Source organism: Flavobacterium sp. CFS9, from assembly GCF_041154745.1.
Lineage (GTDB): Bacteria > Bacteroidota > Bacteroidia > Flavobacteriales > Flavobacteriaceae > Flavobacterium.
The window spans coordinates 4,740,894-4,755,733 of record NZ_AP031573.1 but is presented as its reverse complement, the minus strand read 5'-3'; the positions used below and the strand labels follow the sequence as shown (position 1 = coordinate 4,755,733).

The window sequence follows — 14,840 nt, the reverse complement described above, 5'->3', positions numbered from 1 at the left end:
ATCCAACTTCCAAGTATATTTACTGACCGAGCCCGCCGGCTGTCAAGCCGGCGGGCTTTTGGGTATTATTCGAGCACAAAAAAAGCCGATACCTTATCGGCTTTGGTTTATAATTGCTTTTTTTTCTTTTTCATGCGCTCCTTGATTTGATAAAGGTTTTGATTCAATAAACGCAGGATTTGGGAATGATGTCCGGAGGGTTCGTTCTTCATACCTCTGCACTGGAGCACCTCCATTCGGTTTAGTGATACTTCAATGGTCTCGACAGACTTCCCACAGATCTTAGCGGAAAGAATAAGGGAGTCTTTTTTATCATAATATTCGTTGGTAAATACGCAATGGTTTAAATCGTCGCCCTCCTGCATGAAATCCTGGACGTTTTCAATGACGGAGATACGGAGTTCCTTTTCCTTGAAAAGAAGCCCGAAAAAGCGTTTTTTATCGCTCGTGTATCGATCTTGCGTCTTTTCGATTTCAAGGCGCAGATCTTGAAGCTTTTTCTTTCTTAGCAGTTCTCTTTTTCTGCGTACCAAAAGGTCGTGCGCTTGGTTAAGATTAGCAGGGCAGATGTACAGGGGATTGTCCAAGTCTTTTTTGAAATACTGCAATAATTCGATATAGTCTTCCCAAATAGTAATGTCACTTATTACATAGCCGTTTTTGATAACCGTTTTAACTGCCTGCCAGTTGCGTCTGATGTTTTGGCGCGATGCGCCGAGATAATACTGCAAAAGTGAAAACTGTTTGGCTTTTAAGAGGGTTTCAGCGATGGAATCCTTTAAAAGAGCGGTAAAGAGAATTTGAGGAGCAATGGAATGCACTGAAGTTTTAAATCCGTTTCTTTTCAGGATCGGGAGCACTTTTATATTCGGATATACTTTGTAGGGATTGATGCGGTATTTGGCATTATGGCTGAAATCCTTTGGACGGATTTCGAGCGAGGAATACAATTTCCAAGCATCGCAGGCATGTGCAAATACGTTGACACTCATTGAGAGCGTGCGCACTTCTCCCTTGGGGTTGATCCAATGTTGCATGACTTCACTATGAGAGTAGGTGGGGGCGCAGTTCTTTTTCATGTGTTTTTGCGAGCAGATGATGCGCACCACCTGAAATCCTCCATAGGTCTGTAATACAGCGAAGTATTCCAATTCTTTGAAATACACCTGATTATGAGGTTGTATTTTAAGTTTTGCTTTACAGGCGGTGCAGGCTGTAAATTCAGAGCAGGTATTTGGATCTGTGGGTTTCCAAACGTGGGCGCACTCCAAACAATAGAATTTGGAGCGTGATAAAACGCCCCATTTCAAGAAAATGTTTTTTTCTGCCCAAGTGTAAACTTCGGGTTTTATTTTCGGCAGAGAGATGCTTAAAGCAGTAAGCTGTTTCTCAAGATTGGTTTTGGGTATCATAGGTCAAAAAGAGCTAAGGTGGTCTGTACGGGTTTTACATTTTGTTTTGCGGGAGCAGGAGCAGGGACGGCATACTGCACAGGAGGAGTGGGGATTTCAGGCTGTGAGAACAGATCTGTTTCTGCGGGCTTGTCAACGACTGCTTTACAGGTAATAGGAGCAGGCGTGCCGATAGTATCATCGGTGTAGTATTTTACCGCCATGTCGTAGATTTCCTGATTGTCAAAGGCGCAGAGACCTGTTTTTTTGACCTCTGCGAAAATGTAGTGCAGACAGCTTTCTATATTTTTAGATGCTTTGGCGAGGTTTGGCGCAAAGACAGCATCGCTTTGCGCCAAAGTACTGAGATAATTTTCGATAGCGGATTTGAATTGTTCTGAAGCTTTCATAACAAGTGATTTAAGATTGAAGACGGTTATTCAAATACTCTAGTGTAGAGATTAAAGCAGTATTCCTCGAAACATAGCCAGCACATAAAGGTGTAGTGCGGGTTTTGGAAACGGTTCCCGATCGGCTCTCCGATGGCTTCTTCGAGTTCGGAGCGAATGCCCTCCAGGTCATCGATATATTCGATGTAAAAGGCTTTGCAGTCGGCGTGGTAAATGAACTCGGAAATCATCCCGCTGATACAGCCACCTTTCTGCAAGTCAAGCAAGAAAGCTTTGAGTTGTGCTTTAGGTTTTCCATTGTAAGAACTTATATTTCTGCGGATTATTTTATTAAAAGTATCGCTGACACGATACTGAGAGTACGCGGATTGTTTAAAGGCTTTCATGATGTTTTATTTAGGCGTGTAAAAAAATTAGAGGTAAAAAAGAATTAAAAAGGCAGGTCATCGGGATTTTCATCCGCAGACTGTTTAGGAGCAGGAGCGGGCTTTGCATTTTCGCTCCCCACAAACACCAGTATCTTAATATCAGAGGTATGAAAGGTAAGGCTACCAAGGGCTTTGCCCTCCCTGTTCTGATAGACATTCATCCCGATGCGCCCAAAGAGCTGAACGAGTGTGCCTTTGCGAAGCCACTGCGCCAGTCCAGAACTGAGCCAATAAGAGCAGTCGATGTAGGTTACGATTTTTTTGACTTCGTTGCTTCCTTTAGGTTTATAACTGTCGTTAACTGCTATAGAGAACTTTACCACTTCACGGTTTTCTTTTACTTTGAAAACTGTGGCATCCTTTACGATTCTTCCTGTGATTTCCATGACATAAATTTTTAAATGAATATTTATTTGAAATCCTCTTCCCCCGTAATCCGCAACGCAAATTTTTCAAAAGAAAAAACGGGAAAAAAGAAAGCAAAGAATCAGTGTCCGGATACCGAGCCGGAGTGCTATAAGTCCCGAAGGGCGGCCCGGGGCCGTTATGCGCATGCAGGAGAGGGCGGGCACTACTTTGGCTGCCCTTTTAACCCGTTTTGAATTGGAAAACAGTTCTCTTTTTTTGTGTTTTTGAGATTCCGCATGAGAATAGCTATCTTAGCGGTGAAGAAGAAAACAAGAACAAGAACAACAACAGCAGCACCCTAAAAACAATATGGGATCAGACCAGTATATCAGACTCTCACAGCTGAGCGACCAGATCCAGGACACGATCAATTCCCGCTTTAAGGGACAGACGTACTGGGTAGTGGCTGATATCACTAATCATTCCTTCAAGGCAGACAAAAAGATCCATTACTTTGAACTGGTGGAAAAATCAGAGACAAGCAGTGTGATCACAGCCAAGATACTGGGTAAGAGTTGGGGAGCAGGTGCGCTGAGAATTCTTGATTTTGAAATCACAACCGGGCAACGCTTCACTAACAACCTGCATGTGCTGGTGCAGTTGAGTGTGGACTACCATCCGCTCTACGGACTTTCGGTAAACCTTCTGGATATCGACAGCAATTTTATGCTCGGTATCCTGGAACAACAGCGCAATGCCACGCTTGCCAGACTAGTAAGGGAGAATGATTTCATACATAAAGAGGGTGAGGGGTACTCCACGCTAAACAGCCGTCTTAAACTTCCTGTGGTAATCCAAAGGGTTGCAGTTATCTCTTCGAGCAGTTCTGCCGGAAATGAGGATTTCCGTCATACTATGCAACACAATGATTTTGGATATGTTTTCCAGATCGATGACTACCATACTGTTGTCCAGGGCGACAATAATGCCAAACTGTTCCTCAGCAAGCTCATTGAGGTCTACAATACGGGTATTCCTTATGATGCTATTGTCATTACAAGGGGAGGCGGGTCGCAGTCTGACTTCCTGATTTTTGACAATTACAATATCGGTAGGGCTGTCGCCAAATTCCCCATCCCAGTAATAACGGGAATCGGCCACCAGAAAAACGTGAGCATTACCGACCTAATGGTTCATACCCACACCAAAACCCCGACCAAGGCGGCGGAGTTCATCATAGCGCACAACCGCAGTTTTGAGCAGCATATACTTGATCTGCAAAGGAGAATAGCCATCAAATCGCAGCAGCTTTTTCTGAGGCATTACAAAGAACTCAGTGAGCTTAAAAGTCTGGTCACCCATAATGCAAGGGAATTGATTTCCATGCAGAAGGAAGAACTGATACTGAAGAAGCAGCATATTTCCCAGGAAAGCCGAAACCTGCTAGCAAAAGAAAAGCAGATTCTTCTGCTGACTGCCCAAAAAACGTTTCAGCGGCCGCAGAGCATCATCCAACAAAAAAACAACGATCTGCAGCATTTAAAAGCAAACCTGAAAATCTTCACCAATCAATATCTGCGCAGCCGCAAACTTGAATTGGAGGACTACCAGAAAACGATAAAACTACTGTCCCCACAGCATGTGCTGAGCAGAGGATATGCCGTGATACGGAAAAACAACCAAATTGTAAACGGAGCTGAGAACATACAAGAAGGAGAGGAAATAGAAATACTATTAAAAGATGCCGTACTGAAAAGTACGGTCAATGAAAAAATAGATTATGATGGAAAGGACACTCACTTATGAGGCTGCAGCTAAAGAGCTGGCCCTAATCGCAAAAGAAATGGAAGACGAGACCATCTCTGTGGACGAGCTTGCGGCAAAAGTAAAAAGGGCAGCTGAACTCATTGAGTTCTGTCAGGCAAAACTTAAATCCACAGAGGCTGAAGTGGCCAAGATCATCAACGGAATGGAGAATCCAAAGGATTAAAAACAGTCAAGCATACAAAAATTGCGTATTTGTCCTGTGATCGTATACAGTTTCGAACCTAAAGCAGTGAAGCCTTGATTTAACTATGCTTATCGTGTGCTAAAACTGCAAATGCCACGATTCTGCCACAAAAAATAAAATGGCAGATTTTGGTTACTTCGTCTTAGCTTTTGTGGCAGAAATGGTATCAAGTCCATTCTAAATTTTTAAGAATTTTACCTTTGTTAGATTTTTTTTTTTCTTAAATTATTTATTTCTTGTTGTGCGATTAGTTAATTCTCTTTGAATATTACTTTATATCTTGTTTTTTGTAATTTCAGTTAAGAATAAATTTATAGTTTCTGAATTTCCGAATTCAGCTAAACGTTCAAGGTTTTTATTTTTAAAAAAGTTATTAGATATAAAAAGTTCAGTATCAATAAAATGTTTCTTGTTTTTTACATTTTTTATTTAAATTTTTGAATGGGTTACAAATATTCTTAGGTACAAGCTACCTAAATAAACATAGTGAGATTTACACTTAATAAATCATCTGTAATAGAACAAATGATATATAATGTTTACAAATCAATAAAATCTGCTCCCTTTACGATGTCAAATTTCCATGTTTTTTGATACTTAGGTACCTTTCGATGTCGTTTGATTTCCATATCAAATTCATTGTCAAAGCCTAAACCATTTTTATATTCTGCATCAAATAATTCAGACATTTTTGGATCTGCATTAAAAGTATTATCAAGAATAGAAAATTTTTCAAAATCTTTTGGTGAGTTAATGAAGAAACCACATAATTCTAATTCATCACTGCATAATAAATGCTCGTTATATGCTTCTCTGTGTGTGAGATAGTTTATGAACTGTGTCTTTGCTAAGCCTTTTTTTAGTTTTATTAGAGCAAGTGTAAAAGCTTCTAAATCATCAACACAGACTGACCACGGATATACTGCATCTGTATCCCTGTTTAGAAGATTTTCTAGATTTGTTTGAATGTTCCCATATTTGAATTGAGTAACTATTATTGAAAAATAATTTTTAACTCTTCTTGGAACTACTTCAAATAAATGCTTATTTGTTCTGCTATCGAAAAATTTGAATTGCTTTTGCTCTTCAAATTTTTGTTCTACTCTCAAGCACTGCTCATATGCCTTTTGAATAGATTTTTTAAAATCGGTATTTATTTTATCAAAAGCTTTAAGAGGATCTCGCATAGGAGCTCTGAATAGAGTATCCTTTATTTCTATTATAAGATAAAATCCCTTGTATATTACCAATATGTCTTGTTCAGATTTTTTATTATCAACGTAATATGATTTAAAAATTATAGCATCTTTACCAAACAACTTTCTAAAGATCTCTTCAACTTTCGTTTCCAATATCTGATTTCTAAATTGTGTATATTTTTCTTTTTTTATTTCAGATAATTTTAAATTAATTCTGTTATAAAAGCTTTCAATTAAGTATTTAAATGGTGGGCATAAATATTCGGCATTATTTAGTTTTATAAGTGGTGTATCAAAAAAAAGATTTTTATCAGCATAGTAAACAATTTCTCCCTTTTTCTTGTTTTCATCATACAATAAAAAATTTATTAAATTAGTTATTGTTTCGGCTGGTAAGTTAATTGCTGATATATCATGTATGTCTTGGATAAATATAAATCCTGGTAAAAGACGATAGTTCTTTAATAATGTTAACTCGGGCTGATCCCACCAATCTTTAGGATTAGTTACTCCTCTATCTATAAATATTTCTGTTAATTTCGGCCATTCTTCTTGATTAAGTAAGTAATAATGACACGAAGTATATTTTTCGTTTATTAGTTTTTTTATATGATTAGAAAATAAAATGCAATCTGAAACTGAAAATCCGAATATATTTTTTATTTCACTATCAAATGGCATACAATGTCTCGTTAGTCTTTCCATAGTTTGTTCATCGTATGAAAGCTGTGCATTGCCAAAATATATAAGAAATGTTTGTAGTGATACAGATATTTTGTCAAGATCGGGGTGTTTGGTCATATTTTCATGATAGAAGCCAATATCTGCAAAATATGTCATCTCAACTTCATTTAAAAGTGATGTGATTTTTTGCCATTCTTCTTTTGAAAAATTATCTTCTTGACCATCAACTTGTATACGCAAAAAGAGATTTGTTAGATATGCAAATTGTTTCATCGGCGACATCAAATTTTTAAAGACCTCTGAAGTTTCACGTTGATCAATATGCGTTGTCATCTGAGTTAGAAAAGGTAAAAAAAAATCTTTTTTTAAAAATTTAATTAAGTTTGATAGCTCATTAACTATTTCTTCTTGAGTTCTTCTAGATTCTTTAATGGCCATTATCTCTTTCCATCGATTTTTTAATTCATTGATGGTTTCTAAATTTAAATGATTCATTATAATATTCCTTTTTGTAAAATTATTTAGATTTGATGAAATGATGTTGATATAAATATCAAAGTAGACTATAGATGTTTAAGATCATATTTGTTCTTTGACATATTTTAATTTATGCCCTATATTTTATAAATGAATTTAAATCAACAATTTTATTTGTAATTTTTAGTCATAGGAAAACTATCAACTATATTCATTTCGCGTTTTAATTTATAAAGAGTTTAAAATTAAAAATAAACCGATTATATTATATATATTTATTTAAAATCAGGTATTTTTACCCATAAATATTTTGTTGATAAGTTGGATGTTTGTATTAAAAGGTTAAGGAATAGTTTTGTATTAAAGGCTTTTTAAAATTAGTAATTCATATTTTATGCACATATTTGAGAAACATGACATAATTATTACAGAAGATGTAATTAATAATTACGCAGACAACTACATTGAACTTAGAAGTAAGATTGCTTATGATTACGATGTTGATAACGATCCTAAATTTAAAAACTTAGGCTTTTCTACCGAACAACTAAAAAAAATAATAAAAAAAAATACTATTCCAATTCGAAACTCGACACTTCCAATGAGTGATATTTATCGTAGTGATTTAGGTGAGATGATACTTACTACATATTTCGATAAAGAAAACGAAGAATTTGGAGAATCATTCATTATTCCTTTAAAAAATATATGGGATAGAGAGCACAACGACTTGCCTGGTAGAGGTATTGATGTTACTGGTTATAAGTATAATAGTGATAAAATTGAGATTTTAATTGGAGAAGCAAAGGTATCTGAAGAAATGAAAAACCCTCCGCAAGCTTCAAAGGAAATTTTTAATGAACAAAAAAAGTACACTGAAAATAAGGAATATTTTAAGAGAAGGATTTCAAATTATTCAAAAAAATTATCTCCTGAGCATGCGAAAAATTTTATGCTTGTTATAGTTGCTTTGGAATGTGAAGCAGAGGATGTTTATGATATTTTGTATGGCTGTTGCTTAGTTAGAGATAGTTCATGTTATGATGACGCTGACTACGGCAAAATGAAAATTAATTCTAATAATTTTGACCCTAATAAAATACATTTTGTAATTCCTACTTTTGATAAGTCAATTAAAGATACAATAGATCTGTTTTATAATAAAGTGGCAGAAAAAATAAATGAATAATCAAGAATTTAATATAGATAATCTATTATTAACAAACCCTGTCTTTGAAAATATATTTGAAGATAGTAAGTATAACTATGTAGAAAATTTAATCACAAAGGCCCAGTTTCCTTCTCATAGTCAGCATAAAGCAATTCGTTATTCTTTTCTCCTTTTTAATAATGAGCTTTCAAAAATAGATTCTACTTGGTCTGATAGAGTTGTACTTTTTGAAAAAGTATACTACCTATTACGAGCTATAGATATTGAGAATAATAATGACTCCTTTGATGAAATTTGGGGAATAGAAAATATAAAAACAAAACCACTTTATTATTTTTATCTGGCTGCGACAGGACTTTTATCCGAGAATAATATCAAAGTGCAGATAGATTTAAGAGAGTATTCTTTAAAGCCGACTATTAATGAATCGTGGGAGAGTAAAATTCTGAATCAAATTTTTGATTGCTTAACTTTACTAATTAGAAAAGAGTCTTTAAATGATATTCAATATTCGCTTGATCAGATTGAAATTCTTAAAAGGGAACAAGTGAAATATGAAGAAGCATATCTAAATAATCTACCTAATAGGGCTCAAACAAATAAAGCTATTAATCTGGTTGGTTATTATCATTTATGTAAGATTTTAACAGAAACAGCATCTTATTTGATTCAAGGTTATAACTACAAAGAAAATCTCCAAAAGATTATTCAAAGACATACACGCTATGCTTACGATTCTTTTGAAAATTTACCTAGGATTCAAAGTTTATGTTCTATAATTTTTTTAGTATGTAATAGATTGTATAGTAATTGTATTTGGACTCAAACAATTGGATTAAGTACAAATATTCAAAAGCTATGTGAAACTTTAAATAAAAAAAATTTTGTAGACCTTATGCCTTCTCAGCAAAGTGCTATTAAGAATCACTTTCTTGACCCAGCATCTAGCGCTACTATTTTGCAAATGCCTACTAGCGCTGGAAAAACACTTCTTGCGGAATTCGCTATACTACAGACTAAAGCATTAATACCTAACGCAAAAGTTATTTATTTAGTTCCAACGCGAGCTTTAACCAATCAGGTTGTTAGCGATCTACGAAATGATTTTGTTAATATTGGACTGTCAATTGAAAAAAGTACAGGGGCAAACGAGCTTGATCCTTCCGAAGATTTATTTCTAAATTCAAAAATAGATGTTTTAGTCGCAACGCCCGAAAAATTTGACCTATTAATTAGAAAAGATCATCCCGTTACACATAATATATCTTTAATAGTTGTTGATGAAGCTCATAATATTAATGATCGTGGAAGAGGAGCCCGACTTGAATTACTACTTTCAATTTTGAAAAGAGAAAGACCAAATTTGCGATATTTGTTGTTAACACCATTTATTCCTCGTAGGGAGAATGGTGAACTTGTAAAAGAGTGGCTTTCGGGCGGAAAAAACGCAATTCCTCCAATTTTAGTTGATTGGAAGCCATCTGATAAAATATTTATCGGATTGAAAGAGTTTACTCATAGATTTGAAGCTAGTTTAATTCGTAATCCATATGGCTGGCATATAAAAGATGGAAAATTCGATATTGAAAAACTGACACTTAAATCAACTACAGTAAAGGATAAATTATTTGAATTTACTGCAAAGCATTTTGGTTCTGGTGATAAAAGTACTTTATTCCTCTGTCAAGGGAAAGGTACTTGTGATAAAAGGGCAGAAATGTTATATAATACACTTAATTTACCAGATAAAAATTCTGATGTACTTGATTTAGTAAGCAGATATATTGAAGAAGTGATAGGAGAAAAAACAATACTGTCAAAAGTATTAAAGAAAGGCATCGCGGTACATCATGCTGGTTTAACAGATGAAACTAAAAGATTAATTGAGTATTTAATTAAAGTAAAAGAAATTAATTATATCTGTGCTACGACGACTGTAGCTCAAGGAATTAATTTTCCTATATCAACTGTATATTTTGATGATACTCGTAAGGGAGCTCACGATCATCTTACTGTAAGTGAATTTAGGAATATTGCAGGTAGGGCAGGTAGGACTTTAATAGACAATGTTGGAAAAATAATTTTTCCATTTAATACGAAAGACAACGCAGATAAAGCGAAAAAATATTTATCTGCAGAATCAGAAGAGATTTCAAGTGCACTTGTTGATCTCATTTTAGCTTCAGAGGAAATTATTAATGCCTTCTCCGATAATGAAAATAGTTCTGAAAGAGGAAAACTTTTTAGTAATAATGAAGCCTTATCTTCACTTACTCAATATTTGATTCATTTATTAAATGTTTCCAAAGAAAATATGTATGCTGATGAATTAGAAGATTTATTTAAAGATAGTCTTGGATATTATATGCTCGATGTTGAAAAACGAAAAAAGTTTATTGAAATATGTAACACCCTCTATTTTCACTTTAAAAATAGAACATCCAAAGGAGTTTTAAAATACGCAGATAAGACAGGTTTCAGTGTTCCATCTGTATTATCTATTATGCAAAGTAAAAGTGAAAATCCAGAAATTAAAAATGTAGAATCATGGAAACCGGAGAATCTATTTAATCCTCTAGATTATTCCTCAATGACAGAGAAAATAAATGTTATTGCGCACTTGAAAGAAGTTAAATTAGGTACTGATTCTACGGCATCACCTTTTAACCCAGAGGTCGTTGCGGAAATTCTTGTGGAATGGGTAAATGGCGCAAATATTAGTAAACTTTCAAAGATTCACCCCTTTTATAAAAATAAAGAGGAAAATCGAATAAATGAATTTATAAACTATTTAACTACAGCTACTTTTAAAACTTCTTGGGGATTGAGTGCGTTAGAAGGTATTGTTAAGTCCAATAATGATGATATAGAAGATATAAATTCTTATATTCCTTCAATGGTCTACTACGGAGTAAAAAATAAAGAAGCTATAGCATTGCGTATGTTGGGAGTTCCAAGACTTGTGGCAGAAAATATGGCACCAAATATTTTTGAAAAAAAAGAACCAAAATCTTATGATGATGTTCGCGAAACTATTAAGAATTTGTCTTTAGAACAATGGAAGTCAATTACACCAAGCTCTTCTTCATTGAATAGTAACGAATGGAAAAAAATAACTAATATTTTACTTGACTAGTTTATATATTTTTAAATCTTGATGAAGACGATTATTTTATAACTCCCGTTATAAGACTCCCAATAAACTAATGTTCCTGTTATTCGTTAAAATTATTTTGAAAAAATAATTTAATTTCACTCATTCTTTATAATATCGTAAATCTTGTGAAATATTACACTTGTGTCGCCACATCCTACATTTGACATATCCCAATAACCTGTGTGAAGGACGTAGCAGCCAGTTCTTTGGGCTCGGATAAGAAGCGCTTCCAATTCTTTTGGACTAATATTTAGGACTTTATCAACTTCCTTGAAAAAGTCATTCCAGTATGAAGTTGTTATTTGAAAAGGGTTTTTCATTTTTTTGTCTTCAGAAATTATTTCAATTGGATTTATTGTATTTTCAAAATCTCTTTTTATACATAAAATAATAAATTCCCTTTCTGTTAATTCGTCGAATATTGAACTATAATCTTCAAATTGCTGCACATTTATATCTTGTTTATATAAACTTTTAATAATTTTTGCAAATTTGCTAGCTTTTTCGTTGCTTTTTGATCTTATAACATAATTTACTACAGAAAAATAAGAATGGAGAAAATCATCATTTTCAAGTAATGTTTCATCCAATTGAATGTCTCCATTGTTTAATTCATCGTAAAAGCTGCGCATTCTATTGGCAGCAGTTTCCTTTGCCTTTATGCCAATTAATGTATCAAAAACAACACTAGAAATTGGAAAACCTAATGCACTCCCAATTAGTTCTACAAATAGTCTAATTATTGGTTCATTTTGATACTGGTCGTGCAATATTTCTCTTAGAGATTTATTTTGCATTATAATTGTTTCTTTGAGTTTATAAGAAATGAGAAGTTTAATCTAATAAAGAATAGTGAAAAAATTTTGTTAGTGGATATAAAGATAATATCATATTGTTTTCATTAAAAGAAATAATACTATACAAAAATCAATATAAAATGATTGGCAGCTCTTATATATTAAAGTACCTCCATAATCCATAGTGTAAGCACATTCTCTTATTGAAATCTATTTCAACGCGATCGTGCCTATGCTTCCATGTATGTCGTATTTTATTGCCAGTATGGACATAATTTCCGATAATGCTAAAATCAAATAAAATCTTAAGGGCTTCTTCAATTTTCAAACCTGTTAAAATTTTTGAAGAGGTTGCAAATCGTTTTATTTCTTCATACTTGAAGTCAAATTTTCCAAATTTAATCATTAAGTCAATTACTTCTTTTATTTGTTTATCAGTAAGATGGCCATTCATTTCGTTTTCTATTTCTTTTAGAAAATATTCCGAATATCTAAGCTGTACATCAAGAAACATTTCGGGAGTAAATTGTGGAGAATCATGGTACTTAGTTGTTATTAGAGTTAAATAACTAATAACATCTCTAGGTCGAAACAAGGTTCGGCCAAGCAAAAATTTATCAGTTGGAATGTTTCTGTCAGATTGCTTTATAGTTTTTGGAAAAAACATTTTTATTATATCACTTCTGTTTCTATCTTTTAATTCAGGTATTGATGCTGTTATCTTTTGTACAATTAAATCAAAAAGGGGGGAGTTATATTTTGCAGCGTCTCCCCAATCAATTCTTACCGAATTAGAACTTTCTCTTTTATTTAAATCAGTGTCATTTAAAAGAGCAAAAATATCGCTCCTTAGTAATACAGTAACTTTAGCTTTTATCCTTTTTCGTAATACATTTTTATTGAAATTATCTACAGCTTTTATTAAACTTATAACCGAATTCTTATATAGATCTGTATTAGTAAAACGATCATCAATTTTGTCAAGAATTAGATTGTACGAAAACTCAGGATTGTTACTTACAGCATCAAGTACTATTTTTTCAAGAACAGGAATAAATGAGATGTAATTACTTTGTAATTGATCTTTATTATCGTCAGATACTATGTCAGCTAACCAATCCGAGTTTTCCTTTACGGATTTTAATTTCGCAATATCGGTCTCCGCATTTTGCGTCAGAATTAATTTGATGTAATTTTTGTCAATAAATTTTTTTAGCTTTTTGTAATTTTCATCTTCCTTTAGTTGTTCATTCTGCAATAGTACTTTTGAAATTTCAATGAGAATTACATATGTCCAAATTGGAATGTATTCATTTGGTGCTGTGTCTTCAGTACTTAGTTCTCTCAATGAATGAATTCTAAATTCATTAAATGATACGATATTACAGAAACTTTTTACTGTATTATTTAATTTGTAATTAAGATATTCGCCTAAAATTGTTTTTCCTGCTCCTTTTTTTCCTAATACTAAATACGTAAGAGGTTTAGATGCCTTATCGACAATATTATCATAATTATAAAAGAAGTTTTTAAATTCGTCTTGTCTATCGATAAAGTTTAATGCCTCATCTTCTCCATCTGCTGTTCCGAAATATATGTCTCCTATTTTATAATTACTATTTCCGTAATTATTTTTTTTATAATTTTTGTATGTCATCGTATTAAATTTTATAGAAGTTACTATCTAGTTCCATAAGGAAGTATAAAGGCATTTTTATATAAGAACTTTCGCATAATATAGATGGAATTGTATTTAGACCATGCATTGAATCATCTATTATATATCGCCATAAAAAGGGCTTATAGCGAGACAAAGAGCCAAGAATAAAAAATGTAGCATAATATAATAAAATATCGCTTGCAACTATATTATTATCAATATCAGATGTTAAGTATTGGTTGCCAATGATGTCTCTTTTGGTGAGTGGTGTAAATTTTCTATATTCATTCTTTTCTAGTTTAAAGAAAAAATTATTATTGCTTTCTGCTAATTCCGCATTCGCAGTAAATCTAAAATTCCGTTTCAGCTCCTCTATAGTAACTAATTCTTTTGAAATTCTGCAGGTGATTGTCTCATTATTCAATAACGCTTCGCCTAGATAAATTTTCGACTCTTTTTTTAAAGATAGTCGAGTTTCCTTCCAGATTTCAGGTATATTAGTAAATAGTGTTAATAAATCTAATTCTTTTATATTTGGATTTGATTGTGAAAAATTTAAGCTTTGATATAAATCCCTGCTTGTATTAAGGTTGTCAGAATTTTTAATAGGTAAAATAAAATATTCTTGAAGATCCAAATGAAGTAATTCAGTAAATGTACCACTTTCTTGAAATTCAGCACTAATTTTAAGTATGTCTGATCTATTAATTTGAAGATTGCTACTTTTTAAGTTGTCAGGTATCTTATCTTTTAAACCATGAGCCTCCCTCATACTATTGAGTGATTTTTCCCTTTTCTTTAGGATTATAAGTGCTGCCGCTAAATTTATTATAGCGTAATAAATAAGGGTGGGTTTAATAGAGATTGATGCAACTTTTGAAGATTTAAAGTATTCGTGTGCTTGTTTAATACAATACTGTATATCGAGAGCTTTTTGTCTTGCATAGTCATCCGTCATTGGTTGCTGACTAATTTTTGACTGTGTCTTAATTTTCTCTTTTAAAATTCGGATATCGGAAAGTGTAAAGATTTCTCTCCATGCCTGTTTTTCTAAGTCAACATAGCGTAATTCAGAACTTTTTGTTTCACTGGGGATTATCATATTTT

At 33.2% G+C, this 14,840-nt stretch carries 12 protein-coding genes; 4 read left to right on the top strand and 8 right to left on the bottom strand.

Annotated elements, in window-relative coordinates; translation table 11 throughout:
- Positions 1-107: 107 nt before the first annotated feature.
- From ACAM30_RS19995 to ACAM30_RS19980, 4 genes are read right to left on the bottom strand one after another with little or no spacing between them, the layout of a single operon-like run.
- Entirely contained in the window at positions 108-1,412 is a 1,305-nt protein-coding gene (locus ACAM30_RS19995; protein WP_369616271.1) for a PcfJ domain-containing protein, read from the bottom strand.
- Entirely contained in the window at positions 1,409-1,801 is a 393-nt protein-coding gene (locus ACAM30_RS19990) for a PcfK-like family protein (RefSeq protein ID WP_369616270.1), read from the bottom strand. Before ACAM30_RS19990 ends, ACAM30_RS19995 begins: the two co-directional genes overlap by 4 nt.
- Positions 1,802-1,827: 26 nt before the next feature.
- On the bottom strand, positions 1,828-2,187 hold the full coding sequence (locus tag ACAM30_RS19985) for a hypothetical protein (RefSeq protein WP_369616269.1): 360 nt from the start codon (positions 2,185-2,187) through the stop codon (positions 1,828-1,830).
- Between the two features lie 44 nt (positions 2,188-2,231).
- On the bottom strand, positions 2,232-2,615 hold the full coding sequence (locus ACAM30_RS19980; protein WP_369616268.1) for a single-stranded DNA-binding protein: 384 nt from the start codon (positions 2,613-2,615) through the stop codon (positions 2,232-2,234).
- A 331-nt stretch (positions 2,616-2,946) separates the two neighbouring features.
- Here ACAM30_RS19980 and xseA point away from each other — a divergent pair, with 331 nt between their 5' ends.
- On the top strand, positions 2,947-4,383 hold the full coding sequence (gene xseA, locus ACAM30_RS19975) for an exodeoxyribonuclease VII large subunit (protein WP_369616267.1): 1,437 nt from the start codon (positions 2,947-2,949) through the stop codon (positions 4,381-4,383).
- Positions 4,358-4,567 carry an exodeoxyribonuclease VII small subunit gene (xseB, locus tag ACAM30_RS19970; protein WP_369616266.1) on the top strand — a complete coding sequence of 70 codons (210 nt, stop codon included), beginning with the start codon at positions 4,358-4,360 and terminating at the stop codon, positions 4,565-4,567. Before xseA ends, xseB begins: the two co-directional genes overlap by 26 nt.
- 560 nt (positions 4,568-5,127) lie before the next feature.
- Here xseB and ACAM30_RS19965 read toward each other — a convergent pair.
- The gene (locus tag ACAM30_RS19965) at positions 5,128-6,966 is read right to left on the bottom strand and encodes a hypothetical protein (protein ID WP_369616265.1); all 1,839 of its coding nucleotides are present in this window, start codon (positions 6,964-6,966) and stop codon (positions 5,128-5,130) included.
- Between the two features lie 376 nt (positions 6,967-7,342).
- Here ACAM30_RS19965 and ACAM30_RS19960 point away from each other — a divergent pair, with 376 nt between their 5' ends.
- Together ACAM30_RS19960 and ACAM30_RS19955 are read left to right on the top strand one after the other, a co-directional pair.
- The gene (locus ACAM30_RS19960; protein ID WP_369616264.1) at positions 7,343-8,137 is read left to right on the top strand and encodes a hypothetical protein; all 795 of its coding nucleotides are present in this window, start codon (positions 7,343-7,345) and stop codon (positions 8,135-8,137) included.
- The gene (locus ACAM30_RS19955) at positions 8,130-11,255 is read left to right on the top strand and encodes a DEAD/DEAH box helicase (RefSeq protein ID WP_369616263.1); all 3,126 of its coding nucleotides are present in this window, start codon (positions 8,130-8,132) and stop codon (positions 11,253-11,255) included. Before ACAM30_RS19960 ends, ACAM30_RS19955 begins: the two co-directional genes overlap by 8 nt.
- 116 nt (positions 11,256-11,371) lie before the next feature.
- Here the strand turns inward: ACAM30_RS19955 and ACAM30_RS19950 are convergent, their stop codons facing one another.
- From ACAM30_RS19950 to ACAM30_RS19940, 3 genes are all read right to left on the bottom strand, one after another.
- Entirely contained in the window at positions 11,372-12,073 is a 702-nt protein-coding gene (locus ACAM30_RS19950; RefSeq protein ID WP_369616262.1) for a hypothetical protein, read from the bottom strand.
- Between the two features lie 154 nt (positions 12,074-12,227).
- Positions 12,228-13,730, bottom strand: a complete 1,503-nt coding sequence (locus tag ACAM30_RS19945; RefSeq protein WP_369616261.1) for a hypothetical protein — start codon at positions 13,728-13,730, stop codon at positions 12,228-12,230.
- 4 nt (positions 13,731-13,734) lie between these two features.
- A complete protein-coding gene (locus tag ACAM30_RS19940; protein ID WP_369616260.1) occupies positions 13,735-14,835 on the bottom strand; it encodes a YaaC family protein in 1,101 nt (366 codons plus the stop codon).
- Positions 14,836-14,840: the final 5 nt, after the last annotated feature.